Raw genomic sequence first — 24394 nt, 5'->3', positions numbered from 1 at the left:
AAGGCCTGCGACAGGCCCACCCGCAAAGACTTTATCAGTAGTCCATACCGCCGCCCGCAGGCATGGCCGGAGCCCCGGACTTCTTGGGAACATCGGCAACCATCGCTTCGGTCGTGACGAGGAGACCCGCAACCGACGCGGCCCCTTGCAGCGCGCTGCGCACCACCTTTGCCGGATCGATCACGCCCATCTCGTATAGATTGCCATACTGGCCGGTCTGGGCGTTCCACCCATATGCAAAGTCGCTATTCTCGCGCAATTTGCCGACGATCAGCGAGCCCTCCGCCCCGGCATTCTCCGCAATCTGGCGCACGGGCATTTCGATGGCCCGCCGCACGATCTCGATGCCGACGCGCTGGTCCGCATTCTTGACCTGCAGCCCCTCCAGCGCTTTGGCTGAACGCAGGAGCGCAACGCCGCCACCGGGAAGTATTCCTTCTTCCACCGCCGCGCGCGTGGCGTGAAGCGCGTCGTCAACGCGATCCTTGCGTTCGCGAACCTCGACCTCGGTCGAGCCGCCAACCCGGATCACGGCCACGCCGCCGGCAAGTTTGGCAAGCCGTTCCTGCAGCTTTTCCTTATCATAGTCGGACGTCGTATCCTCGATCTGAGCCTTGATCTGCACAATTCGTGCATCGATATCGGCTTCCGAGCCGCCGCCGTTGACGATAATCGTCGTTTCCTTCTCGACGATCGTCTTCTTGGCACGGCCGAGCATGTCGAGTGTGACGTTCTCGAGCTTGATGCCGAGGTCTTCGCTGATCGCGGTGCCGCCGGTGAGGATCGCTATGTCCTCGAGCATTGCTTTGCGCCGATCGCCGAAGCCCGGCGCCTTGACCGCTGCAACCTTCAACCCGCCGCGCAATTTGTTGACGACGAGCGTTGCCAATGCCTCGCCCTCCACATCTTCTGCGATAATCAGCAGCGGACTTCCCGACTGGATGACGGCTTCGAGAATGGGCAGCATTGCCTGAAGGTTCGAGAGCTTCTTCTCGTGGATGAGGATATAGGGATCTTCGAATTCGACCCGCATCTTGTCCTGGTCGGTGACGAAATAGGGGGAGAGGTAACCGCGGTCGAACTGCATGCCCTCGACGATTTCGAGTTCGGTTTCGGCGGTTTTCGCCTCCTCGACAGTGATGACGCCTTCGTGCCCGACCTTCCCCATGGCATCGGCCAGATATTGGCCGATTTCTACGTCGCCGTTGGCGGAGATCGTTCCCACCTGGGCAATTTCGGAATTGTTGGAGATTTTTCGGGCATTGCGCTTCAGTTCCGCAACGACTGCTTCCACGGCGATATCTATGCCGCGCTTCAAATCCATCGGATTCATGCCTGCAGCTTCAGCCCTCGCGCCCTCGCGCACGATCGCCTGGGCAAGAACGGTGGCTGTCGTCGTACCGTCGCCGGCAACATCGCTCGTCCTCGAAGCGACTTCGCGCAGCAGCTGGGCCCCCATGTTCTCGAATTTATCCTCGAGTTCGATTTCCTTGGCGACAGTGACGCCATCCTTGGTGATGCGCGGCGCTCCGAAAGATTTCTCGATCACGACGTTACGGCCCTTGGGACCGAGTGTCACTTTGACGGCATTGGCAAGTATATCGACGCCGCGCATCATGCGATCCCGCGCTTCGGCGCTGAATTTGACTTCTTTTGCAGCCATGGTCCTCACTCCTCCCTTTTACAAGTTCTTTAATTTTCCTTGAAAACACAGCGGAATCTGACAAGATTCACAGTGACGCATGAGTTGATCCACAAGGGAAATATTCATGACAACAAGCAGAGCATTCGAACTTCAGCTAAAAGGCTACGGTCTGACAACGGCCGAGATACATTATCGCCTTCCCGACCACCCGAGCTTTCTGCAGCTTTACATTTGGCAGGAATACGATCTTGCTCCGTCTTTCCCGGAATTGAAAGGCTTTCTTGATTTCTGGTGCAAGGACATCGAGGGGCCGCTGCACTCAGTCCGGATCGTCCATCAGCACCTGATTTCGCCGCGCGAATGGCGCGCCGTGGACGGCATCATATCGCTGCATTGATTGCGGCGCCCCTGGAACGCTTCAGCGCCGATACGAGCGCATCGGGCCTGTTATCCCTATTTGAAATATCCTCCGGACAATCCCGCCCGCCCACAGGCGAGATGATGGAAAACCATCAATATCCAAATGGACCCTGCGGCACACGGAAAGGTATTTTCGACGCACAGGCAATAAGAGGCCGGCGGGGCGCAGTTGCGGAGGATAATCAAATGACGAAAAGCTATGCGCTTGTTGGCGACGCAGCGCGCGCCGCAGTACTGACCGACGATGGCTTCGAGCACCGGGTCGAATCCGAATGGTTTTCCGCAAAAGTCGACCGCAAGGTCTTCAAGCAGCTGATGAAGCGTTCAGACCTGGTCTCGCTGCGCCATTTTGGACTCTGGCTCGCATTGCTTGCCGCATCGGGTGCCGGCGCTTTTCTGACACGGGGCACGCTTTGGTGCGTTCCGTTTTTCGCCGTCTATGGTGTTCTCTACGCTGCCAGCGACCATCGCGCTCATGAACTCTCGCACGGCACGCCATTCAGGACGCGCTGGATCAACGAGGCGCTTTACCACCTCAACGGCTTCATGACCCTGCATGAGGGTTTTTACTGGCGCTGGAGCCATTCGCGGCATCATACAGACACGATGATCGTCGGCCGCGACCCCGAGATTGCCGTGCCGCGTCCGCCCGATATTCCAGGTATCATTCTCGATTTCTTCTTCCTGAAGTCGGGCCTGATCCAGATGGCGTCGATCCTGCGCCACGCCTGTGGCAGCCTGAATGAGGAAGGCCGTCACTTCGTTCCTGACAGCGAAAAGCCCAAGGTGTTCTGGTCGTCACGCATCTACGTTGCGATCTTCGTCGCGACCGGAGCCGCCTGCTGGTATTTTGCCTCGATCCTGCCTGCCCTGTTCATCGTCCTGCCGCGCTTTTATGGCGGTCCGCTGGCACAGCTCTTCAACATCACGCAGCATACGGGGCTCGACGAGGATGTCTACGACCACCGGCTCAACACGCGGACATTCGAGACCAATCCTGTGTTCCGCTTCCTCTACATCAACATGAACTACCACATCGAGCACCACATGTTCCCTATGGTGCCGTTTTATGCCCTCCCGCAACTGCATGCCATGATCAAGGACCAGTGCCCTCCGGTCTATCCGTCCATCTGGGCCGTTTACCGCGAAATCATCCCGGCGCTGATCAGGCAGGTGAAGGACCCGGGCTACTTTGTCCAGCGGCCGCTGCCGGGAACGATTCGGGCCGCACCCGATATGCGCTTTGCCGCGCCCGCCGAGTGAACAATAATTTTGAGGAGAACTGACGATGAATGCTGTTTCGAAGACCTGGATCGAAGCGTGCGACGCCGATGACATCGACGAGGAGGATGTTATCCGCTTTGACCACGACGGTCGCACTTTCGCAATCTTCCGCTCGCGGGACGACGAGTATTATGCCACCGATGGCCTCTGCACCCATGAGAAGGTGCATCTTGCTGACGGGCTCGTCATGGACAACATCATTGAGTGCCCAAAGCATAATGGCCGCTTCGATTACCGAACCGGCGCGGCCAAGGGCGCTCCTGTCTGCGTGAACCTGCGTACCTATTCGGTCAAGGTCGAATATGGGAAAGTCCTCATCTCCGTTGGTTAGCTTGCCGTGCGATCAGATGTCTTCCCGACATTCTCCGGTCCGTGCAGCGTGAAGTCGATCGTCGCGCTATAAGGTGTCTTGAATTCGGGATGCTCGGCATAGCCGAAGTGGTGCACCAGGATGTCGACCGCGAGCCGCGCCTGCTGCTGCGGGTTCTGGTCGATGGCGAGCGTCATCGTACCCTCTCGCAACATTTTACACGATTGCGGGGTCAACTCGTGCCCGATGAAGATGGGTTGGTGCTGCAGCGCGCTCTTGCGAAGGGCGAGTTCAACGGCGTCATTCGGAGCACCGGCATTATAGACGCCGACAATATCGCGGTGACGTTTCAGTGCATCGACCAGGAGCCGCTCGGAAATTTCAGAATCGTCGCGCCCCTCAAGACGCTCCGCCAGTGTAAGCCCGGCGCCGTGGACATTGATTGCATCTGTCAAACCCCGAATGCGGTCGGCATGGCCCCTGATTCCGAGGTCATAGCACAGGGCTATGACTCGACCCGGTTGCCGCGCAAACTTAGCCATGAAGTAGCCCGCCGTCCGCCCCGCAGCGTAATGGTCTATTCCGGCATAAGCGAAGCGCGCTGAGGTTGGCAGGTCGGAGATGACGGTGATCACCGGAATACCGGCTGCGGTTATGGCGCCGACGGCGCCGATGATCGCGGGATCCTCCTGCGCATAGATGATCACGGCATTGCAAGTCGTGGCGCGGATACGCTCGGCAATGTGTTCCGCCTTGTCGTCCTTGAGCAAGCTGCGCTGAATGGTAACCGAGCGGTCGAGACTTGGCGCAAGCTGCATGAACGCCTCGTTCATGCGCTTGATCAGGGGCAAATAGGGCCGCGCCAGGATTACCTCCAGGCGCAGGCCCTTATGATAGATCGCGGGCAGGATGCGCTGCAGACCGAGCTGTCGCGCAGCCCGAATGATCTTCAAAGCCGTTTCCGGTTTGACGTTGCCGCGCTCATTGAGCAGACGATCGACCGTAGCGATACCAACGCCGGCAAGTTCGGCAACCTCGCTGAGTATGACCTTCTTGCGCGACATCAACCGCTCCGAGGCTGGAGGCCGCTAGGCTGCCGGACGCTGCGGAATATCGAGGCCACGTTGCACGGCCGGCCGGGCAAGTCCGCGCTCCAGCCAGGCAGGGACATGTTTAAGACTGTCGAAATCAACGATTTCCCGCGCGCCATAGAACCCGACAAGGTTGCGCACCCAGCCGAGCATGGAGATATCGGCTATGCTGTATTCGTCGCCCATGATCCATTCACGCCCGCTGAGCCGCGTTTCGATTACGCCGAGCAGGCGCTTCGATTCATCGACGTAGCGTTGGAGCGGCCGCTTGTCCTCGATCTCGCGGCCTGCGAACTTGTGAAAGAATCCGACCTGTCCGAACATCGGCCCGATTGCTGCCATCTGGAAGAAAACCCACTGGATGGTCTCGTATCGCAGGCTCGGGTCCGCGGGAATGAGCTTGCCGGTCTTCTCGGCGAGGTAAAGCAGGATGGCGCCGGATTCGAAGAGGCCGAGCGGCTTGCCGCCCGGACCATCGGGATCGATGATCGCGGGGATCTTGCCGTTGGGATTGAGCGACAGGAACTCCGGCGTCCAGCTTTCATTCTTGCCGATGTTGACCGCATGCGGCTCGTAGGGCAGCCCAAGTTCTTCCAGCGCGATCGACACCTTCACCCCGTTCGGGGTCGGAAAAGAATAAAGCTGCAGCCGGTCCGGATATTGTGCCGGCCAACGGCTGGCAATGGGGAAAGCGGATAGATCGGACATTCACGTCTCCTTGGGGGATTTGATTCTGGAGCGGGTAGGCTAGCATGCAGCCGAACGCGCATCCACGTTGCCGGGTTCCTGTGATTGTTCGGCTTTTCCGAAAACCAGTTCCGCCATCTGCCACCTACTTCGAACCGAGGCCAATCGCCACTATCAAGTCCAACAAAAGCGGCTGAACTCAGCCCGCATCAGACATCAGGAGAAGAACATGAGCAGATTATCTGGAAAAGTGGCGATCGTTACCGGTGCGAGCGCCGGTATCGGTCGGGCGACGGCAAAGCTGTTCGCCAAGGAGGGCGCAAAGCTTGTCGTCGGCGCGCGGCGCAAGGAAGAGCTTGACGCATTGGTGCGCGAAATCCAAAGCGATGGCGGCGAAGCCGTTGCCCTGGCCGGCGATGTGCGGTCGGAAGATTATGCCAAGGGCCTCGTCCAACTCGCCGCGGAACATTACGGCAGGCTCGACATCGCCTTCAACAATGCCGGCGTTATGGGAGAAGCGGGCCCAACGACCGGCGTCTCCGAAGCAGGCTGGAACGATGCCATTGCCATCAACCTGACGGGCTCTTTCCTTGCCGCCAAGCATCAGGTCGCGGAGATGCTGAAGCACGGTGGCGGATCGATCATCTTCACGTCCACCTTCATCGGCTACAGCTTCGCGTTCCCCGGCGTTGCCGCCTATGCCGCCAGCAAATCCGGCATTATAGGCCTCACCCAGTCGCTGGCCGCGGAGTACGGACCGCAGAATATACGCGTCAATGCGATCCTGCCGGGTGCCGTCGATACGGACATGTACCGCGAGATGAACAATACACCTGAGTCAAAGGCATTCATCACCAACCTTCATGCCTTGAAGCGGGTCGCGACAGCGGAGGAACTTGCGCGCTCGGTCCTTTATTTGGCCTCCGACGATGCTTCGTTCGTGACCGGCACGGCCTCGCTGGTCGATGGCGGTGTCTCGATCACACGGACGTAGTTTGCTCATGACGCTGATCCTGACCGTCTCACAAGTCAAATTCTTGGGCTCTGCGGGTTCCGTGCTTCCCTGCCCCTTGTGGGGAGGGTCGGACCGAAGGTCCGGGCGGGGTCGTTACGATGGCGAAGCGATTTGTTTCCTACTAGGCACGCCCCTCCCGGCTGCTGCGCAGCCACCCTCCCCACAAGGGGGAGGGAAAGGCGCCGCCCTGCATTCGAAAGTCATTGACCGATGATGCCCCACCCCCCTCTGTCCTGCCGGACATCTCCCCCACAAGGGGGGAGATCAGCCTGCTTCACGGGTTGCCTAACGGGCCCGCACTGGTCGGGCCCGAGGACAGAAATCAAGGCGGCGTGACAATCATCCAGGTGAACACATAGGCCTGGAGCATGACCAGGATACCGACGAGGCAGGCCAGCACGATCGAATGCTTGAAGACAAAGCGCAGGATCGTCCCCTCGTGCCCGTACCAGTTGGTAGCGGTGGAGGCGACGACGATCGACTGTGCATCGATCATCTTGCCCATGACGCCGCCTGACGAATTGGCCGCGCTCATCAGGATCGGTGAAAGGCCGAGTTGTTCGGAGGTAATCTTCTGCAGATTGCCGAAGAGCACGTTGGAGGCGGTATCCGATCCCGTCAGGGCGACGCCCAGCCAGCCGAGCAAGGTTCCGAAGAAGGGATAGAGTACACCGGTCGCGGCGAAGGCGAGGCCGAGCGTCGCATCGATGCCGGAGAGGCGGGTGAGCGTGCCGATGGCAAGCATCGCCGAGATCGTGATCAGCGAGTAGGCGCACAGCTTGATCGTGCGGCCATAGGCCGTGATCAATTCAAGTGGTTTGTAACCCATGATGAAGCCGGAAATGATGGCGGCAATCAGCATGCCGGACCCTGTAAAGGAGAGCCAGGTGAAGGCGAAGACTGCCTTTTCCGGCGTCGGGGTGGCAGCAATAGGTGCGACTTTCATGATCTGGTTGTTGAGTCCCGGTACCTCGTAGCTCAACGTCGCCCATGGATTGACCATGCCCTTGAACCAATCAGTACCCCAAAGCAGAAGCACCGCGCAGACGATGATCCACGGCGTCAGCGAAGCCCAGACCTCCTTGCGCGTCGGCTCGCGCTTGTTTGTCTTCACCGGTGGGACCTGGCTTGCCGAGTCGTCGCGGATACGCAGCTTGGCCGAGGTCCAGATGACTTGCGGCTGCCAGAGGCGAAGAAAGCCTATGAGGCAGGCCATGGAGATCAGGGAAGCGCCAATATCGACGATCCAGGGGTTGACGAAATTGGAAATCAGGAATTGCGGCACGGCAAAGGAAACGCCGGTGACGAGAATGGCAGGCCAGACTTCCTTCATGCCTCTCCAGCCGGCAAACGCCCAGACAACCCAGAACGGTATGATCAGTGAGAATAACGGCAATTGCCGTCCCACCATGGCGCCGAGCAAAAACGGGTCAATGCCTGTCACACTCGACAGGCCGGCGATGGGTGTGCCGAGCGCGCCGAAGGCGACCGGGGCGGTGTTGGCAATCAGCGACAGGCCTGATGCGGCAAGCGGCGAAAAGCCGAGGCCGATAAGGATCGCCGCGGTGACTGCAACCGGCGTGCCAAATCCCGACGCGCCCTCGAAGAAGGCACCGAAAGAAAAGGCGATCAGCAGGATCTGCAAGCGTCTGTCGCGGGTAACGCCGCCGATCGTGTTTTGCAGCGTCTCAAAGATGCCCTTCTCCACGGTCAGTCTGTAGAGAAATATGACGTTGAGGACGATCCAGCCAATCGGAAAGAAGCCGGTTACAACGCCAAGCAGCGATGCCCTGACCGACATGCCGGCAGGCATGGTGAAGATGAAGATGGCGACAAGATTGGCAACGACCAAGGCGATGATCGCGGCGATGTGCACCTTGACCTTGTTCGATGCAATCATCGCAAGCAGCACGACAACAGGTATCGATGCGGCGATAGTCGATAGAACGGCGTTATTGAAGGGGTTGTAAACCTGATTCCACATGTTGAATACGCTCCATGACGAATGTATGTGGCAGATGAATCGGTCTTGTCCCTAGTTGGTACGTCGAACGTCCAATATTGCAAGGCGACTTACTCACAAAGCGTTTGATAAGTCTGGCGCCTTTCGCCGACGTCTCGAAGCAACTCAACACAATTCAGACGTGTGTTACCGTAACATACTTGCGTGTAAACGGGTTGCTGGTCACCAATGGAAGCAGAATGCTTTTGCTGGGATGCAGTTCCAACTCACGCAAATCTTCCACGCAGTTTCATGCCGCAGCGGCGTCGCAGCTTGTGACGCGAACAGACGATCTCAAGAAAACCGGACGCAAGCCCATTGTTTGGAACCAATGAATGGCGCGCGGACTTCCAACGGAGGCCAACATGAAAGTGAGAATAATAAGCCAAGTGGCTGCTGCGCTCATTGTTATGGGCGCATTGGTTCATGGCGCAGTAGCAGCTGACGCCATCACCGAGGAGGAGGCCACGACGATCGGCATAGATGCCTATGTCTACTTCTATCCCATGGTGACGATGGACGTGACGCGGCGGCAAGCAACAAATATCGAGTCCGGTAAAGTTATGGGGCGAGGGCCGTCCAACACCTTCGTCAACGTTCCGGAATTTCCGACCGCCGACTACCGCGATGTGGTTAGGCCCAACTTCGACACGCTCTATTCCTCCGCCTGGCTCGACATGACCAAGGAGCCTATGGTCGTATCCGCACCCGATACCGGCGGGCGCTATTACCTCCTTCCCATGCTCGACCTGTGGTCGGACGTCTTCGCATCACCCGGCTGGCGGACCACCGGTACGGCCAAGGCCGACTACGTGCTGGTGCCACCCGGCTGGCAAGGCAAAGATCTGCCAGATGGCCTCCAGCGGATAGACGCGCCGACACCCCATGTCTGGATCATCGGCCGCACCAAGACTGATGGACCCCAAGACTATGACGCGGTTCACAAGATCCAGGCGGGCTACAAGATCACTCCGCTATCGCAATGGGGCAAGACTGCAGAACCAGCCAAGGTGACCGTCGATCCCTCGGTCGATATGAAGACGCCGCCGAAAAAGACAGTGGACAGCATGTCCGCAGACGAATTCTTCGCCTACGCGGCCGAGGTCTTGAAGGTCAATCCGCCGCATATCACCGATCAGCCGATCATCGCACGCATGAAGCGGATAGGCATCGAGCCCGGCAAGAGCTTCGACGCGGATAAGCTCGATCCGGCCGTTGCGAAAGGGCTGCAAAACGTGCCCGCCCAAGCGCGAAAGCTCATGGAGTGGAAGGTGCCGACGCTTGCTCGCGTCGCCAATTATTGGTCGATGAATACCGATACGATGGGCGTTTACGGCAATTACTATCTGAAGCGGGCGATTGTGGCCCAGCTCGGCCTCGGTGCAAACCTGCCCGAGGATGCGATCTATCCGCTCAATCTCGCTGATGAAAAAGGCGATCCTCTGAACGGCGCCAGAAACTACACCCTGCATTTCGACAAGCAATCACTCCCGCCGGTCGATGCATTCTGGTCGGTCACGCTCTATGATATGGAAGGCTTCCAGGTTGGCAATCCGCTCAATCGCTTTGCTGTCAGCAGTTGGATGCCGTTCACCTATAATGCCGACGGTTCGCTCGATCTCTACTTCCAAAACAAGAGCCCGGGCGCCGACAAGGAAGCCAACTGGTTGCCCGCGCCTGAAGGTCCGTTCAACCTGACGATGCGGCTCTATGGGCCGAGATCCGAGGCACTCACGGGAAAATGGAACCCGCCGCCCGTCATTGTCGCGCCTGCCTTACAGCCCTTGGTGACGCAGTAACAGCAACTCAGCCCGCGCTGGAAACGGCGCCGCGCGTTTGTATCTCCGGAGCGCTTCTATTTAAGTGCGCAAAACTCTAAAACACCCTCATGAACTTCATTCGGCATCTCTTCGGTGTCTGTCGCAGCCTTTGGAAGGCGATCACGGATGAACTCCGTTCAGTCGGCCGCCCGGGGCCCCGGCTCGTCGACGAGCTTGAATGCGTCCTGTCGGTGTTGCTTGCAATTGTCTTCGCCCATGCGCTTGGGGCGCAATATGTCGGATGGGCCGCATTCAGCGGCTATGCCGTCATGCGCTCGCGGCTGTCGGAAAGTGTCATGCGCGGGACGCTGCGGATCACGGGAACGATAGCAGGCGCGATCGTTGCGCTTATCCTCGCGCCGCTTATCGCCGACAAACCGTTGCCGCTCGCCATGGCCTTGGCGCTGGTCGGGGCAACAACGCTCTATTTCGCGCTTGTCAGCCGGCGCAGCTATGCCTGGCTTTTTACGGGACTTACCTTCTGCATGATCCTCATCGAAGGCATGATGCAGCCCGCGAGCTCGGTCTTTCCCTTTGCCCGGTCGCGCATCGTCGAAATTCTTGCTGGCACATTTGCCTGCATCATCGTCAGCGCCTTGTCCAATTGGACCATTCGCCGCGCGCTGCGGCGAGATGAGCCGAAGACTGCGACGCCCCTCGCGACCCCGGCGGCAACGCTTTGGCACAAGGGCGCTGCGCTCCACGCGCTCCAGGCCGGGATCGCGCTGGCGTTCATTCCGTTCATCTGGCGGTGGACAGGCTTTGCCTCGCTCAGCCAGTCGAGCGTCACCATCATGGCCGTCATGCTGTTGCCCGTGGCAACGCTTGAATCCAGCGTTTTGAACCCGGTCACCTCGAAGATCGCGATGCGCTTTGTCGGTTGCGCTGCCGGCGGCGTGCTCGCCATCGCGGTCCTGTTGAGCAGCCATCACTCGCCGTTGCTGATGACGCTTGCCCTTTGCGTTGCCGTGATCATCGGACGGCACGTCGAGAACGGCAATCCGGCGACGAGCTATATCGGCATCCAGTTCGCGCTTGCTTTCCTTGTCGTTCTCGTTCCCGACAACTACATGAATGCCGCGCCAGAGCCGGGTTTGAACCGCCTGGCTGGAATTTTGCTCGGCATCGTAATCCTCGAACCAGTTCTGCTCGCCTGGCATCTGCTTTTCGCGGATAAATCGCCGCCGAAAGTTGGAATGGCGACCGAACCCGACAACATGCCGAGGGAATAGCAATCAATTCGGCGCGACCGCACCATGCGACACGTTGAAGAATTGCGCCCGTCCGCGAAGGCTGTCGAACAGCGAAGTGTCCGTGCCGGTCATGAATGCCTGGCCGCCAAGTTCCTCGATAATGTCGAACAGCGCCGCCCGGCGGCCTTCGTCGAGATGCGCGGCAATTTCATCGAGCAGCAGGATGGGCGCCATGCCGGCAAGCTTGCCGGTCAGCCGCGCATGCGCAAGAATAAGACCGATCAGCAGCGCCTTCTGCTCACCTGTCGAGCATAGCTCAGCGGGCATCGCTTTTGGCCGGTGGCGGACGAGGAGATCGGAGCGGTGCGGCCCGTCAAGCGTGCGCCCGGCAGCGCGGTCGCGGCTTCTGCCATCACGAAGCGCTCGCCTGAAGATCTCCTCCACGTCCGTTGCCGCCTCGATGCCGATGCGCTGCTCAAGTGTGCCCTCGATGAGACAATCGGCCTTGGGGAAGGGACTGCCGTCGGGCGAACGTTCGATCATGTCATTGATCAGACGCATCAGTTCGGCGCGCGCTGCGGCAATCGCTATGCCGAGTTCGGCCATCGGCGTCTCTATTGCATCGAGCCAGGCGTCGTCGGTACGCTCTTCGGTAAGCAGTCGATTACGGCTGCGCATCGCCTTTTCATAATCGAGAACGCGCTTGCCATGAGCCGGGTCTATGGCGAGAACCATGCGGTCGAGAAAACGCCGCCTGTCGGCGGAGGGGCCAGTAAACAGGCCGTCCATCGCCGGAACGAGCCAGAGGATACGCGCGTAGTCGAGCAGTTCATCGGCGCTCGCGGCGGTGACACCGTTGACGCGGACGCGCCGTCCGCTTTCGCCCGGCGCATTGCCGGCAAGGCCGGTTCCGACATCGACCGAGCCTTCCTCCGTTTCAATGGCGGCATGGATGGCGAAACCGTCAGGCGCTCCGCTGCGGGTTACATCCGTGTAAACCGCGCGCCGCAATCCACGGCCAGGCGAAAGAAACGAAATCGCTTCAAGGAGATTGGTTTTCCCCGCACCGTTTTCACCCGTCAAAACCACATGCGATGGTCCGAGCCGCAGCGAGAGGCTCTCATAGTTGCGGAAGTTGGCGAGCTTCAGCCGGCTGATCGAAACGCGCGCTGGTGGGAGACTATTTTCCATGGAGGCCTACCGCATGCCCCCTAGAAGGCCACTCGACCCCCGACTGCGTTTCCGCGCAGAAGGGGGTGACGGGACTATAACAAGATCACCCATTGGATGCTGCGGCGATTGCCCTAAACCCGCATCGGCATGAGGACATAGAGCGCATTTTCATCGCCCGTATCGCGCACCAGTGTCGGCGAACCCGCATCGGCCAACATGAACACTGCCTCCGTACCGGTCAACTGCGCGGTGATATCGAGGAGATACTTGGCATTAAAGCCGATTTCGATCGGATCGGCGTCGTAATCTGCTGCAATTTCATCGGTGGCACTGCCGGAGTCCGGGTTGTTGACGGTCAGCGTCAGCAGCCCATCGCCGATGGTAAGCTTTACGGCACGGCCACGCTCGCTCGAGATCGTCGAGACGCGATCGACAGCCGAAGCAAAGCTTTGCCGGTCGATCGACAGCTTCTTGTCATTGCCCGAGGGGATGACGCGCTGATAATCCGGGAACGTACCGTCGATGAGCTTCGAGGTAAGGACGACCGATCCTATGGTGAAGCGGATCTTGGTCTCGGAGAGTTCGACGGTCACCGTAATATCCGGATCGTCGACGAGCTTCTGCAATTCGGCGACAGTCTTGCGCGGGATGATGATCCCCGGCATGCCCTCGGCCCCGGCAGGGGCCTCGAGTTCGGCGCGGGCAAGGCGATGGCCGTCGGTGGCGACAGCGCGCAGCTTCAGCTTGCCGTCGCTCTCGATAGCATGAAAATAGATGCCGTTGAGATAATATCGCGTCTCTTCGGTGGAGATGGCAAATTGCGTGCGCTCGATGAGGCTTTTCAGCGCGCTCGACGGCATGCGGAAGGTGTGGCTGAACGAGCCGGCGGTCAGCTCAGGAAAGTCGGACTGCGGCAGGCACTGCAGGCGGAAGTTCGAACGGCCGGACGTGACGGCCATGGAATTGCCATCCGTATTGGTGGCCAGCATCACCTCTGCGCCGTCCGGCAACTTACGGACGATATCGTAGAGGAGGTGGGCCGGAACAGTCGTCGCACCGGATTGCTCAATTTGCGCGCTTGTTGCTTCCGTCACTTCGAGATCGAGATCGGTGGCCTTCAAGGCGAGGCTGGCGCCGTCGGCATTGAGCAGGACATTCGACAGGATCGGAATGGTATTGCGCCGTTCGACCACGCGGTGGACATGATTGAGCGACTTCAGAAGGTTGGAACGTTCAAGAGTTACACGCATGATAAACCGGTCTCGCTGACTTCTATTCCGGCAGGAGGGCGGCGTATCTGCAATCCTCCTCCGGTGCGGGGCGCTTATTCCCCAGGGTCAAGCAAATTGGCAGAACTTCGCCTTAAAAAGCAAGCCTGCGGCAGGCATCAGCGTACCATACCGCAGGCTTTCTGTTGATAAGATGTGTCCTATTGGGCCTGTTCGTTGATCAGGCGCTTCAACAGTTCGAGTTCCTGCGAGAGTTTCTGGTCCTTGCCGACGATGTCCTCGATCTTGCGCACGGCATGAAGGACAGTGGTGTGATCGCGACCGCCGAAACGACGGCCGATTTCCGGCAGGGAACGCGGCGTCAGCATTTTGGCGAGGTACATGGCGATCTGGCGCGGCTTGACGATCGTGCGTGTACGCCGGTTCGACAAGAGGTCCTGCTTCGATACGTTGTAGTGGCGAGCGACGATGCGCTGGATTTCCTCGATGCGGATGCGCTTGGCATCGCCGCCACGCATGAGATGGCTGAGGAGTTCATCAACGCGGTCGACGGAAAGGTTCGGTTCGAACGTCTGGCGGAACAGCAACTGGTTGAACGCGCCTTCAAGTTCGCGGCCGCTGCCGGTCACGGACTGGGCGACGTGGTCGAGAATTTCCATGGAAATATCCAGCGAATGATCTTCGAGCTGGGCAGCAGCGAGACGGCGCTTGAGGATTTCGAGACGCATCGCATAGTCCGGCGAAATCATTTCCAGGGCAACGCCGCCCTGCAGCCGTGAGCGCACGCGGGCATCGAGCGATTCAAGCTCGGAAGGCGGACGGTCGGCGGCAACGACGACCTGCTTGGCACTGTCGAGCAACGTATTGATCAGGTGACAGAATTCGTGCTGGATCGACTTACCCTGCAGGAACTGCATATCGTCGATGATCAGAAGATCGATATCGCGCAGCTGTTCCTTGAAAGACAACGCATTGTTGTCGCGGATTGCTGTCGCAAAGCGCCACATGAAATATTCGGCGGTAAGATAGACGACGCGGGCGCGTTCCGGACGCTTCAGCGCCTCTGCGGCGATAGCCTGCAGGAGATGGGTCTTGCCGAGCCCGACTGACGCATGGATGAACAGCGGATTGAAGCGGACGGCGCTGGCGCCGGCATCGGCGATGGTGCGCGCCGCAGCAAGCGCCACGCGGTTTGGCGTACCGTCGACGAATGTCTCGAACGTATAGCGCGGATCAAGCGGCGAGCCAAAAACCGAGTTCTGCGAACGATCGGCGAAATGCGCTGGAGCCTTCTTTTCCTGCGAGGTGGTGCCGACCGGGAAGACCGGCTTCTCACGGGCCAGCGCACGGGTCTCGGCACGCTGGGGTGCCTCAGCGTCACAGATCGGTCGGATGGCACGGCTGGCGCTGCGGAAGACGATCTCGACCTTCAGAACCTGCTCTTCTTCCTCGCGCCAGAGCGCGGTGATCATGTCGGAATAATGATTGTTGATCCACGAGCGCAGGAAGGCGGTCGGCACGGACAGCCGGACAATGCTCTTCGACGTTTCGTCGAGTTTCAAGCGGCCGAACCAGCTCGAATAGACCTCGCTGCCGAGTTTCGCCTTGAGCTTGCTTTTGACACGCTCGAATATCATTTCGCTGCCGGCCGAAGCCATGTCTTTCCCCTCATCCACATGGAGCGGGACCATGGCATTTGTGCCGTTTTCCATTATTCCGCTGGTCATTGTCATCGCCTCATCCTGGTATTTCATTCGGGTCGTAGAGACGCCCGTGTTTTATATTTGCCGACGTATCACCGTCAGGCAGTGATGACCGACGAGCCGCCCCAGTGGCCCGTCTGGTTAATGCCGTAACTAACAGATTGAGGATTTGGCGATCACGCAGTGTTGTACTGAATAAGACTTGTTCAGAATATCTGTCACAACCACGTTCGCATCCCTCTCGTTAGGCGCGTCAAGCCTTACGCCCGGCTCACGCCAGCGTCGCCAACCCGCTCGATTTATGAAACAACCCAACCCCGATGGGCTGAGTACTGACAAAAACCACTCGTTACGCAAACGGTCAAATCTGCGCCCGAACCCACTATTTAATAAGCCTGTTAAATGGGTTTTGCCCACCCCTTCGATGTCTTGGACCTTACAAAAACCTTTGCAGGAAGAGCAAGTCCGGCCCAAGGGTTTTTTGATGAATAAAAGGTTAATGGAATTTGATTTTTTTTAAGTGTCCCCGGCTCAACTTGGAAAAACCGTTCGGATTCAAGGCTTTTTTTGAGGCTCAGATTTTGTTGCACTGCGACCAGACACATAGAAAAAAAATTTATAAATTTACGCTTGACAGCGGGTGTGGTCGGAGATTCCACCGGACGGTCCCGAGTTATAATTACTACCTTTTATAACTCGTTGAAAACACACACAAATTGATGATTGACGCTTTTTGTCCTAATCGATTTGTGACCACCAGATGTCATGGTTTTGATAAGCCACAATCTTTTCCCCGGGTAACGAATTTATTCCCAGAATCAGGCCCAAATAAAAAAACCCGGCTAAATAGATGCCGGGTTTTCAAATATAAATATGAAGGTCTGATTAAGCAGACATGCCCTTCAGGCGAGCCGAGAGGCGAGATACTTTGCGCGAGGCAGTATTCTTGTGAAGGACGCCCTTCGAGGCAGCGCGCATGACTTCCGGCTCGACAGCCTGGAAGGCGATGGCGGCAGCCGCCTGGTCGCCGCTTGCAACCGCATCTTCGAACTTGCGCAGGAAGGTGCGCACGCGCGAACGGCGGGATTTGTTGACTTCGGTGCGGGCTTCGATCTTGCGCGCCGCTTTCTTGGCCGAAGGAGTGTTGGCCATGATGCCTCTCTTTTCTGTCAGCTAATCGGCAGCCTGAAAGCAGCCGTCACAAAATAATAGGGTGGCCGAGGGGCCACCGAACGTTGGGGGGCTTATAGATGACGTTTGCTTTTGCGTCAACTTGGAATCGCTGATGAATTCGGGGATATTTTCGTTCAGCGATTTTTAAAGGACGGCGGCCGCTTTTCGGCAAAGGCCGCCATGCCTTCCTTCTGGTCATCGAGCGCAAACATCGAGTGGAAAACCCGGCGCTCGAAGCGCAAACCTTCCGAGAGCGTCGTCTCATAAGCGCGGTTGACGGTCTCCTTGGTCATCATCGCGACCGGGAGCGAGAAGGAGGCAATCTTCGCGGCCGCCTTGACGGCTTCGGCCACAAGGTCCGCCGCAGGAACCACCCGGGACACCAGACCGCAACGCTCGGCCTCGGCCGCATCCATCATGCGCCCGGTCAGGCACAGGTCCATTGCCTTCGACTTGCCGACCGAACGGGTGAGGCGCTGCGATCCGCCCATTCCCGGCATTACGCCGAGAGTGATCTCGGGCTGGCCGAATTTCGCGGTGTCGGCGGCGATTATGAAGTCGCACATCATGGCGAGTTCGCAGCCTCCACCAAGTGCATAGCCAGCCACCGCAGCAATCAACGGCTTGCGCAGCCGGGTCACGCGCTCCCACTCGCTGAAATAGTCGCCGAGATAGGCGTCGGCGAATGCAAGCGTCTGCATTTCCTTGATGTCGGCGCCGGCGGCAAAGGCCTTTTCGGACCCGGTGATGACGATCGCGCCGATATCGTTGTCCTTGTCGAACGCTTCAAGTGCGCCTGCAAGGTCTGCGAGCAGCGCCGAATTCAGCGCATTGAGCGCTTGCGGACGATTAAGCTGAATAAAGCCCACCTTTTCGCGCGTCTCGACGATGATGTTTTCATAGGTCATGGTTGATCCTCCTCAATCGCTAATGCTGGCACACGGGGCAATAGAAGGTCGAGCGCCCGCTTTGGACAATACGCGACACCGTGCCATTGCAACCCTTGCGCGGGCACGGGGCGCCTTCACGGTCATAGACCGAGAATGAATGCTGGAAATAGCCAAGTTCGCCATCGGCTTGCCGGTAATCCTTGAGGCTCGATCCGCCGGCCTTGATCGCGTCAACGATGACAGCCCGGATCGCTGTCGCGAGTCGCTTCGCATCATCGGTCGGCGCGCCATCCGTGCCGGAAATGCTCCCTGCCGGCCGCAAGGGCGAGAGTTCGGCGCGCCACAGCGCTTCGCAGACATAGATGTTGCCAAGCCCGGCTATCAACCTCTGGTCGAGAAGTGCCGCCTTCAACGGCGCCGCCTTCTTGTGAAACAGCTTCGCCAGCAAGGCGCCATCGAGGCGGTTGCCCGTCGGTTCGGTGCCAAGGCCCTTGATCAGCGGATGGTTGTTGAGTTCGCCGGGCTCGGCAAAGAGCATGAAGCCGAAGCGCCGCGGGTCATTATAGACGACACGGCTTGTCTTGCCGTCCTTGGCGCCGAGCTGCAGCACCACGTGGTCGTGCAGTGCGTTCTTCGAGCGCTCATGGGCAAAATCGCCGGGCGTTTCCGCCGCTTCGCCTTGCTCGATGCGATAGGAACCCGACATGCCAAGGTGGCTGATGACGCCAAGACCGTTATCGAGATGAAGGATGAGATATTTGGCGCGCCGTTCGAGCGCTTCGATGCGCCGTCCCGTCAAACGTTCGGCAAAGCGCTCGGGGAAGGGAAAGCGCAGGTCGGGACGCCGCTGCTCCACGCCAAGTATGGTCGCGCCCTCCATGACGGGCTGGAGACCGCGCCGGACGGTTTCAACCTCAGGTAGTTCAGGCATCGGGGCTGCGCTCTCCCGTTCCCTTGAGGAAGCTCTTGCCGTGGAGGCCGGGGGAAATGCCGAGATGGGCGGCGACCGTCTCGCCAATATCAGCGAAGGTCGGGCGTACGCCGAACGAACCTTTGGGCAGGTCCGGACCGTAGCAAAGCACCGGAACGCGCTCGCGCGTGTGGTCCGTGCCCTTATAGGTCGGGTCGCAGCCATGATCGGCGGTAAGGATCATGAGATCGCCGGGACGAAGCTTGGCGATGGCCTCGGGAAGGCGCATGTCGAAGGCCTCGAGCGCTGCCGCATAGCCTGCGACATCGCGCCGGTGGCCGTAGAGCATGTCGAAATCGACAAAATTGGTGAACACGAGGTCGCCATCCTGTGCGTCGTCCATCGCGACCAGGGTTTCATCGAAGAGCGCCATGTTGCCATTGGCCTTGCGCACCTGACCGACGCCCTTATGCGCATAAATATCGCCGATCTTGCCGATGGCGATGACCATGCGGCCGGCATCGGTAAGGCGATCCAGCAGAGTCGCCTCTGGTGGCGGCACGGAATAATCGCGGCGATTGCCGGTGCGCTCGAATGTTTCCTTCGCCTCACCGACGAATGGCCGGGCAATAACGCGGCCAATGTTCAGCGGATCGACCAGTTCGCGCACGGTTTCGCAAAGCTTGTACAAGCGTTCCAGCCCGAAATGCGTCTCATGCGCGGCAATCTGCACGACAGAATCGGTAGACGTATAGAAGATCGGCTTGCCGGTGCGGATATGTTCTTCGCCCAGTTCCTCGATCACGTCGGTTCCCGAGGCATGTTTGTTACCGAGGACGCCTGGAAGCTGTGCAAGCCGAACCGTGTCGGCGATCAAGGTTTCGGGGAATGTCGGAACCGTCTGGGGAAAATAGCCCCAATCGAACGCCACCGGAACGCCTGCAATTTCCCAGTGGCCGGAAGGGGTATCCTTTCCCTTCGAGGTTTCTTCGGCCGCGCCCCACAAACCGACCGGGGCAGGGGCGCGCGATGATACCGGAAAAGCCGAGGCGATGTTGGCGGCGTGGAAGAGGCCGAGCGAGCTCATATTGGGAACAAGCAGAGGGCCCTGGCGCAGGCCCTCCTTGTCGGCCTCGCCGGCGGCACATCGTTCGACGATGTGCGCAAACGTATTTGAACCTTCGTCGCCGAAAGCCTTCGCATCGGGTGCGCCGCCAATGCCAAAGGAGTCGAGAACGAAAAGGAAAGCGCGAGCCATGCGATACTCCGAGTAAATCAGACATCACAGATAGGTCAAACAGCGCGCCGTGACAAATCAATGGTGGCGGAGCGTCCTCAGCAGTTGGTGCAGGTAACCGCGTTTGAGCCCTGCCGGATGCGGCCATAGGTGTTCTTCGACATGTGAATTCCGATAACCGAAGCGCCAGCGGCGGTGTTCGTCTGCCCGGTGATCGTCCAGGGGATGATCGGCACATAGGCAAGTTCGGCCTTCACCTGCACCACGGTGGTGCTGGGGATGCGCAGATTGGCGTCGAGCGTCACGGCGCTGCCAGCGTTGAACGGCTTTGACTCGGTGCCATTTACCACCCGCCGCGACCAGAGAACGGTCGCATTGCCGGTCGCGGATACATTGATGGAGGTTATTGTGATCTGCGGTGTGTCCCGGCGATAGGGCAGGACCGTCGCCTGCCCGATCTTCATGATGTCGCCAAGCTGGGCAGTCGTGACAGTCGTTTGTTGCGTGACGAGGTCCGCCACCATCGTCGCCGCCCGGCCGAGGTCCTTGTTGACGTTTACCCCCTCGGTCGTTTCGACCGTGCCGAGGTAGAGCAGGATGAGGACGGGGGCAATGAGTGCGAATTCAAGCGCTGCGACGCCTCGCTTGTCGCCGATAAAGCGCTTCACCATGGGGGCCAAACATTTCGCGGTCTTTTGTTGTTTTTGGTTGTTCATGCGTCACACTTTCGAAGCTATGCCGGAATTGAGCATCAGACGAACGGTTCGTTTCTCCAGGTCGCGGTAGAGAACAGCAGGGTCCTCCCCGTTCCGTCGATTGTCTCGATACGATTGCGCATGAGATTGGTGAGGATTGGCCAGCGATAGAAAACACGCAGCTGGTTGATCGTGCCCGCACCGCCGACATTGTTCTTGAAACCCGTCGAATCGACGTCCCCATTCGGCTTTAGCGGGATGGTGACAGGAACGTTGGTGAAGTTCGCATAGGTCTTCAGGTCAACGACGAGGTTGGCGCAGCCGGCTTCGGGCAGGATAAGCTTTGCGCAAATGCGGTCGCGCAGCTGGTTCCCCGAGATATTCGCAGCCCTTAACTCGCCGGTACGCAAGCGCCTTGCGATTTCATCGGTCGCATTTGCCATGACCTGCTGCGCCATGAAGGTCATTCCAACTTCGAATATGACGAAGATCAGAAGGAAAAATGGCAGCGCGATCATCGCGAATTCGATGGCAACCGTGCCGCGCCGGTTGCGCCTGAAGCGGGTAAGCAAGGCCACGAGCCGGCTTTGCCTGACGCGCCCTTTGCAGTGTAGGGCGGCAGAGGCTGCCGCGACACCTTCATGCGATTGATTGTTTTTATCGTTGTAGAACATGAATAGAATTCCCCGACCACTTAAGGCAAGAAAATTCCTAGCATTCAGAAGTTAGAATCCCGTTCGAACCGGGGTGGAAATTGCAGTAAATTCCTTCACGATTTTTCAACCGTGAGTAGCGCCAGCTCAGTTGCCGCCGATCTTTTGATCGGATTCGGTTTCGGCAGTTGTCTTCTGCGCCGTTTCGCAAAAGGGCGTACAGGAAAGCGTCTGCACGAAAGCACGCCGGTATACGCGCGTCGTGTTGGCAACGCTGCGGCTCACCATGACCTGATCATCGACAATCGGGCTGCCATCGGCGTCCAGAATGACGATATTGGTCATGCCGAAGCCTTTTCCCGTCAAAATCACGGTGCGCGCATCCTTGACGACCGCATCGGCAATAGCGGGATCGCCAACGACGACCGTGTCCGCCGGCCGCGCGAGCCTCAAAATTCTTGCCTGGTTCATGATCACATGGATGCCCGTATCGGCGCTCGCCGGGGCGGGGGCGAGCGCAATGGCGACAAGCGCCAAGGCGATGGTCAATCCGTACGTAGAAACAGTGTGGAATTTATTGCCGACCATGGATAGAGCCCCTCGAAACGAATGCTTCTCAAACATGGCGTGGATTGGTGAAGGAAAGCTTAAGCCCGCAAAGCTTTTGTTAATCATAAATCGCGCGAGACAACGTACAAACGATAAAATTTTATGCAAAATCTAACTATACGAATTACCTTTTGGTCACCTCTATTTTGAGTTGCCAAAGCTTTACTATTTTGTAACGGTGTTCCTTAAGATGAATGAAATTCGCTGCCACTAGCGTTCAATGAGGCGCAACCAGTGGTACGAGCGAGGACATTCCAGATGACAGGCACGATGAATGCGATCCTCGACGTGTTCGCTCGCTTCCTGCACAACCGGTGCGGCGCTACGGCTATTGAATATACGCTCATCGCCTCGATCCTAAGTATCGCCATTCTGGCCGGCGCGAACGTGCTTGGATCATCGGTACAAACCCTTTACGGCTCCCTTGCGGACAAGGTTGCCCAGGCGCCAAACAGGTAAGGTCATGATTGAAGCCGCCATCCTCGTTGTCTTTCCGTTTGCAATGGCCTTTGCGGGGATCTCCGATCTCCTGTCGATGACAATTCAAAATCGCGTTTCGCTCATCCTTGTCGTTTCGTTTGTGATTTTGGCGCCGCTGACCGGCATGGGCTGGGAAGCCTATGCAATGCATTTTGCCGCGGGCGCTGCGGTTCTCACGGTAACATTCGGCCTTTTCGCGACCGGCACAATGGGCGGCGGCGACGCCAAGCTGATGTCGGCGACCGCGCTGTGGCTCGGCTGGAACATGGGCCTCGCCGAATATTTGTTGATGATGTCTGTGCTGGGCGGCCTCCTTACCCTCGCAATTCTCAACTACCGCAATTCCCATGCTGCAATAATATATGCGGACCGGATCGAGTTCATGCGGCGGCTCGCGCGCAAGGAAGAGGGCGTCCCCTATGGCATCGCCCTTGGCGGCGCCGGCCTCCTTGCATTTCCAAGCTCCCCCCTATGCCAATGGGTAATTGATCGCCTGGCGCACCTCTGATTGAGGTCGTATCCCGGGGCCTTTCCTGGATCTAAACCATCAGAAGCGTACATTGTTGGACCAGGCGTCACCTTGTAGATTGGAACGACACCCTGGAGATTTGAACATGGCGCTAAAGCGGATGGACAACGTCGGAATCGTTGTCGAAGACCTCGAAACGACGATCGATTTCTTTCGCGATCTTGGCCTTGAACTCGAAGGGCGGGCGACGATCGAAGGAGAATGGGCCGGACGCGTCACCGGACTGGGCGATCAGCACGTCGAGATTGCCATGATGCGCACGCCGGACGGCCACAGCCGGCTCGAACTCTCGCGCTTCATTGCGCCGCCTGTCGTCGCAGATCACCGGAAAGCGCCGGTCAACGCCCTGGGCTACCTGCGCGCCATGTTTACCGTGGACGATGTCGACGAGACGCTTGAAAGACTGAGTGCCCACGGCGCGCAACTCGTCGGCGAAGTGGTCCAGTATAAAGATGCGTATCGGCTCTGCTACATTCGCGGGCCCGAAGGGCTTCTCATCGGGCTTGCCCAAGAACTCAGCTGAACGGCGATACAAATAAGACCGTGAGGAGCGGCTGGATGACGATGGCCATGAGGCCCGCATCGACGTTTCAGAAGCCATGATCCATGTCGCCACGCGCGACGTTCTGCTGCGTCGTATCAGCTACTGACGTTCTCAATTGACCCGCTGAGTATTCATAGATCGAAAGTCTAACGGTTAGACGCCGTTAAGCATAGATTTAAGCAATGCGTTAACCATAATTACACGATTGGCAAGTCAAAGTGCAACCGTGGGTAATCTTAGACAAAAGTCTAACGGGGTGCATTGAATGCAAAGAGCACGACTTGTCATTTTGACCGTCGCGGTCGCTGCCGCGGGCGCCGCGGGCTATATCGCGACGCAGATGAAGCCCGACGTTACCGTCGTGCAGTCAGCACCCCAACCACAGATGAAATTGCAAGATATTCTCGTTGCCACGGACAATCTCGGCGTCGGCACGGAACTGAACGGCCAGCTGCGCTGGCAGCCTTGGCCGGTCGATGCCCTTGCTGACGGATATATAAAGCGTGCCGACCGTCCGAACGCCGTCGAGGAACTCAAGGGCTCTACGGTTCGACTGCGCATATTCACTGGCGAGCCGGTTCGTGAAGCAAAGCTAATCGGCAAGGGTCAGAGCTTCATGTCGGCACAGCTACCGGCCGGCATGCGCGCTGTGGCGACGCAGATTGCCTCGGAGACATCGGCAGGCGGCTTTATTCTTCCCGATGACTATGTCGATGTCATCATGGTCCACGAGATCGAAACACAAGGCCAGGCGAAGCAATACATCACGGAAACCGTCCTTCGCAACATTCGCGTGCTGGCGATCGATCAGACGATCCAAGAGGACGAGAACGGTGAAAAGACTAAGCTCGGGTCCACCGCAACGCTCGAACTGACGCCGGAACAGGCCGAAGTCATCACCGTCGCGCAACAGATGGCGGCGCGCCTGTCGCTCGTTCTCCGCTCGATTCAGGACGCCCAGGAACAAACAGGACCCGGCGCCGAATATCTCGTCAACTCGCCCGGCCGTAGCGGCAATGTGAAACTGATCAAGTCTGGAACCATGGTTGAAGTCATGGGGCGGAAATAAAAAATGGGGTACGAAATCAACATCATGCAGCTC

24 protein-coding genes are annotated in these 24394 nt (G+C 58.4%); 10 read left to right on the top strand and 14 right to left on the bottom strand.

All coding sequences use genetic code 11. The annotated features are described in order from the left end of the window. Window positions 1-34 precede the first annotated feature (34 nt). Window positions 35-1663, bottom strand: coding sequence for a chaperonin GroEL (groL, locus tag GF108_RS00755; protein ID WP_153666491.1), 1629 nt, complete (start codon window positions 1661-1663; stop codon window positions 35-37). Window positions 1664-1769: 106 nt separating this feature from the next. Here groL and GF108_RS00750 point away from each other — a divergent pair, with 106 nt between their 5' ends. The 3 genes from GF108_RS00750 (at window position 1770) to GF108_RS00740 (ending at window position 3680) form a co-directional block, all read left to right on the top strand. Further along, window positions 1770-2042, top strand: coding sequence for an usg protein (locus GF108_RS00750; protein ID WP_027230449.1), 273 nt, complete (start codon window positions 1770-1772; stop codon window positions 2040-2042). Window positions 2043-2251: 209 nt separating this feature from the next. Continuing rightward, a complete protein-coding gene (locus GF108_RS00745; RefSeq protein ID WP_153666490.1) occupies window positions 2252-3328 on the top strand; it encodes a fatty acid desaturase in 1077 nt (358 codons plus the stop codon). Window positions 3329-3353: 25 nt separating this feature from the next. Beyond that, complete coding sequence (locus tag GF108_RS00740) at window positions 3354-3680, top strand: MocE family 2Fe-2S type ferredoxin (protein WP_153666489.1); 327 nt, start codon at window positions 3354-3356, stop codon at window positions 3678-3680. Here the strand turns inward: GF108_RS00740 and GF108_RS00735 are convergent. Together GF108_RS00735 and GF108_RS00730 are read right to left on the bottom strand one after the other, a co-directional pair. Next, window positions 3677-4723, bottom strand: a complete 1047-nt coding sequence (locus GF108_RS00735) for a LacI family DNA-binding transcriptional regulator (RefSeq protein ID WP_153666488.1) — start codon at window positions 4721-4723, stop codon at window positions 3677-3679. The two genes, GF108_RS00740 and GF108_RS00735, sit on opposite strands and share 4 nt — an antisense overlap. A 24-nt stretch (window positions 4724-4747) precedes the next feature. Next, window positions 4748-5458 (bottom strand): glutathione S-transferase N-terminal domain-containing protein, encoded by a 711-nt coding sequence (locus GF108_RS00730; RefSeq protein WP_153666487.1) that lies wholly within the window; start codon window positions 5456-5458, stop codon window positions 4748-4750. Window positions 5459-5666: 208 nt separating this feature from the next. On the opposite strand from GF108_RS00730, the gene GF108_RS00725 reads away from it, so the two are divergent. After that, window positions 5667-6431, top strand: coding sequence for an SDR family oxidoreductase (locus tag GF108_RS00725; RefSeq protein ID WP_153666486.1), 765 nt, complete (start codon window positions 5667-5669; stop codon window positions 6429-6431). Between the two features lie 343 nt (window positions 6432-6774). Here GF108_RS00725 and GF108_RS00720 read toward each other — a convergent pair whose 3' ends face one another. Beyond that, window positions 6775-8436, bottom strand: a complete 1662-nt coding sequence (locus tag GF108_RS00720; protein WP_153666485.1) for an L-lactate permease — start codon at window positions 8434-8436, stop codon at window positions 6775-6777. 383 nt (window positions 8437-8819) lie between these two features. Here GF108_RS00720 and GF108_RS00715 point away from each other — a divergent pair, with 383 nt between their 5' ends. Then, entirely contained in the window at window positions 8820-10253 is a 1434-nt protein-coding gene (locus tag GF108_RS00715) for a DUF1254 domain-containing protein (RefSeq protein WP_153666484.1), read from the top strand. 89 nt (window positions 10254-10342) lie between these two features. Beyond that, window positions 10343-11506 carry an FUSC family protein gene (locus tag GF108_RS00710; RefSeq protein WP_153666483.1) on the top strand — a complete coding sequence of 388 codons (1164 nt, stop codon included), beginning with the start codon at window positions 10343-10345 and terminating at the stop codon, window positions 11504-11506. 3 nt (window positions 11507-11509) lie between these two features. Here GF108_RS00710 and recF read toward each other — a convergent pair whose 3' ends face one another. The 10 genes from recF to GF108_RS00660 all read right to left on the bottom strand — a co-directional run bounded on the left by recF (window position 11510) and on the right by GF108_RS00660 (window position 21718). Beyond that, on the bottom strand, window positions 11510-12658 hold the full coding sequence (gene recF, locus GF108_RS00705; RefSeq protein ID WP_153666482.1) for a DNA replication/repair protein RecF: 1149 nt from the start codon (window positions 12656-12658) through the stop codon (window positions 11510-11512). A 113-nt stretch (window positions 12659-12771) separates the two neighbouring features. Then, window positions 12772-13890 (bottom strand): DNA polymerase III subunit beta, encoded by a 1119-nt coding sequence (gene dnaN / locus GF108_RS00700; protein ID WP_113279731.1) that lies wholly within the window; start codon window positions 13888-13890, stop codon window positions 12772-12774. A 179-nt stretch (window positions 13891-14069) separates the two neighbouring features. Next, window positions 14070-15581: a chromosomal replication initiator protein DnaA gene (gene dnaA / locus GF108_RS00695; protein ID WP_051614816.1), complete on the bottom strand. Its 1512-nt coding sequence runs from the start codon at window positions 15579-15581 to the stop codon at window positions 14070-14072. An 876-nt stretch (window positions 15582-16457) separates the two neighbouring features. Further along, window positions 16458-16724 carry a 30S ribosomal protein S20 gene (rpsT, locus tag GF108_RS00690; protein ID WP_027230438.1) on the bottom strand — a complete coding sequence of 89 codons (267 nt, stop codon included), beginning with the start codon at window positions 16722-16724 and terminating at the stop codon, window positions 16458-16460. Between the two features lie 155 nt (window positions 16725-16879). Next, window positions 16880-17653, bottom strand: a complete 774-nt coding sequence (locus GF108_RS00685) for an enoyl-CoA hydratase (protein WP_153666481.1) — start codon at window positions 17651-17653, stop codon at window positions 16880-16882. 19 nt (window positions 17654-17672) lie between these two features. Continuing rightward, a complete protein-coding gene (gene mutM / locus GF108_RS00680) occupies window positions 17673-18566 on the bottom strand; it encodes a bifunctional DNA-formamidopyrimidine glycosylase/DNA-(apurinic or apyrimidinic site) lyase (protein ID WP_153666480.1) in 894 nt (297 codons plus the stop codon). After that, window positions 18559-19803 (bottom strand): phosphopentomutase, encoded by a 1245-nt coding sequence (locus GF108_RS00675; RefSeq protein WP_153666479.1) that lies wholly within the window; start codon window positions 19801-19803, stop codon window positions 18559-18561. Before GF108_RS00675 ends, mutM begins: the two co-directional genes overlap by 8 nt. 77 nt (window positions 19804-19880) lie before the next feature. Beyond that, complete coding sequence (locus tag GF108_RS00670) at window positions 19881-20453, bottom strand: TadE/TadG family type IV pilus assembly protein (protein ID WP_172982539.1); 573 nt, start codon at window positions 20451-20453, stop codon at window positions 19881-19883. 80 nt (window positions 20454-20533) lie between these two features. Continuing rightward, on the bottom strand, window positions 20534-21151 hold the full coding sequence (locus tag GF108_RS00665) for a TadE/TadG family type IV pilus assembly protein (protein WP_153666477.1): 618 nt from the start codon (window positions 21149-21151) through the stop codon (window positions 20534-20536). A gap of 126 nt (window positions 21152-21277) precedes the next feature. Then, the gene (locus GF108_RS00660) at window positions 21278-21718 is read right to left on the bottom strand and encodes a pilus assembly protein N-terminal domain-containing protein (RefSeq protein WP_153666476.1); all 441 of its coding nucleotides are present in this window, start codon (window positions 21716-21718) and stop codon (window positions 21278-21280) included. A 279-nt stretch (window positions 21719-21997) separates the two neighbouring features. Here GF108_RS00660 and GF108_RS00655 point away from each other — a divergent pair, with 279 nt between their 5' ends. From GF108_RS00655 to cpaB, 4 genes are all read left to right on the top strand, one after another. Further along, window positions 21998-22198, top strand: a complete 201-nt coding sequence (locus GF108_RS00655) for a Flp family type IVb pilin (protein WP_228017117.1) — start codon at window positions 21998-22000, stop codon at window positions 22196-22198. Between the two features lie 4 nt (window positions 22199-22202). Then, entirely contained in the window at window positions 22203-22727 is a 525-nt protein-coding gene (locus tag GF108_RS00650) for a prepilin peptidase (RefSeq protein WP_153666475.1), read from the top strand. A gap of 106 nt (window positions 22728-22833) precedes the next feature. Then, on the top strand, window positions 22834-23271 hold the full coding sequence (locus tag GF108_RS00645; protein ID WP_153666474.1) for a VOC family protein: 438 nt from the start codon (window positions 22834-22836) through the stop codon (window positions 23269-23271). A gap of 286 nt (window positions 23272-23557) precedes the next feature. Further along, window positions 23558-24361 carry a Flp pilus assembly protein CpaB gene (gene cpaB, locus GF108_RS00640; protein WP_153666473.1) on the top strand — a complete coding sequence of 268 codons (804 nt, stop codon included), beginning with the start codon at window positions 23558-23560 and terminating at the stop codon, window positions 24359-24361. Window positions 24362-24394 lie beyond the last annotated feature (33 nt).

Origin of the sequence: Phyllobacterium sp. SYP-B3895 (assembly GCF_009647635.1) — a bacterium.
GTDB classification, from domain to species: domain Bacteria; phylum Pseudomonadota; class Alphaproteobacteria; order Rhizobiales; family Rhizobiaceae; genus Phyllobacterium; species Phyllobacterium pellucidum.
This window is presented reverse-complemented; position numbering and strand designations above follow the sequence as displayed.

Coding starts and splice junctions, on each gene's coding strand:
- groL (WP_153666491.1), bottom strand. CDS start 1,663: ATGGCTGCAAAAGAAGTCAAATTCAGCGCCGAAGCGCGGGATCGCATG.
- GF108_RS00750 (WP_027230449.1), top strand. CDS start 1,770: ATGACAACAAGCAGAGCATTCGAACTTCAGCTAAAAGGCTACGGTCTG.
- GF108_RS00745 (WP_153666490.1), top strand. CDS start 2,252: ATGACGAAAAGCTATGCGCTTGTTGGCGACGCAGCGCGCGCCGCAGTA.
- GF108_RS00740 (WP_153666489.1), top strand. CDS start 3,354: ATGAATGCTGTTTCGAAGACCTGGATCGAAGCGTGCGACGCCGATGAC.
- GF108_RS00735 (WP_153666488.1), bottom strand. CDS start 4,723: ATGTCGCGCAAGAAGGTCATACTCAGCGAGGTTGCCGAACTTGCCGGC.
- GF108_RS00730 (WP_153666487.1), bottom strand. CDS start 5,458: ATGTCCGATCTATCCGCTTTCCCCATTGCCAGCCGTTGGCCGGCACAA.
- GF108_RS00725 (WP_153666486.1), top strand. CDS start 5,667: ATGAGCAGATTATCTGGAAAAGTGGCGATCGTTACCGGTGCGAGCGCC.
- GF108_RS00720 (WP_153666485.1), bottom strand. CDS start 8,436: ATGTGGAATCAGGTTTACAACCCCTTCAATAACGCCGTTCTATCGACT.
- GF108_RS00715 (WP_153666484.1), top strand. CDS start 8,820: ATGAAAGTGAGAATAATAAGCCAAGTGGCTGCTGCGCTCATTGTTATG.
- GF108_RS00710 (WP_153666483.1), top strand. CDS start 10,343: ATGAACTTCATTCGGCATCTCTTCGGTGTCTGTCGCAGCCTTTGGAAG.
- recF (WP_153666482.1), bottom strand. CDS start 12,658: ATGGAAAATAGTCTCCCACCAGCGCGCGTTTCGATCAGCCGGCTGAAG.
- dnaN (WP_113279731.1), bottom strand. CDS start 13,890: ATGCGTGTAACTCTTGAACGTTCCAACCTTCTGAAGTCGCTCAATCAT.
- dnaA (WP_051614816.1), bottom strand. CDS start 15,581: ATGGAAAACGGCACAAATGCCATGGTCCCGCTCCATGTGGATGAGGGG.
- rpsT (WP_027230438.1), bottom strand. CDS start 16,724: ATGGCCAACACTCCTTCGGCCAAGAAAGCGGCGCGCAAGATCGAAGCC.
- GF108_RS00685 (WP_153666481.1), bottom strand. CDS start 17,653: ATGACCTATGAAAACATCATCGTCGAGACGCGCGAAAAGGTGGGCTTT.
- mutM (WP_153666480.1), bottom strand. CDS start 18,566: ATGCCTGAACTACCTGAGGTTGAAACCGTCCGGCGCGGTCTCCAGCCC.
- GF108_RS00675 (WP_153666479.1), bottom strand. CDS start 19,803: ATGGCTCGCGCTTTCCTTTTCGTTCTCGACTCCTTTGGCATTGGCGGC.
- GF108_RS00670 (WP_172982539.1), bottom strand. CDS start 20,453: ATGGTGAAGCGCTTTATCGGCGACAAGCGAGGCGTCGCAGCGCTTGAA.
- GF108_RS00665 (WP_153666477.1), bottom strand. CDS start 21,151: ATGTTCTACAACGATAAAAACAATCAATCGCATGAAGGTGTCGCGGCA.
- GF108_RS00660 (WP_153666476.1), bottom strand. CDS start 21,718: ATGGTCGGCAATAAATTCCACACTGTTTCTACGTACGGATTGACCATC.
- GF108_RS00655 (WP_228017117.1), top strand. CDS start 21,998: ATGACAGGCACGATGAATGCGATCCTCGACGTGTTCGCTCGCTTCCTG.
- GF108_RS00650 (WP_153666475.1), top strand. CDS start 22,203: ATGATTGAAGCCGCCATCCTCGTTGTCTTTCCGTTTGCAATGGCCTTT.
- GF108_RS00645 (WP_153666474.1), top strand. CDS start 22,834: ATGGCGCTAAAGCGGATGGACAACGTCGGAATCGTTGTCGAAGACCTC.
- cpaB (WP_153666473.1), top strand. CDS start 23,558: ATGCAAAGAGCACGACTTGTCATTTTGACCGTCGCGGTCGCTGCCGCG.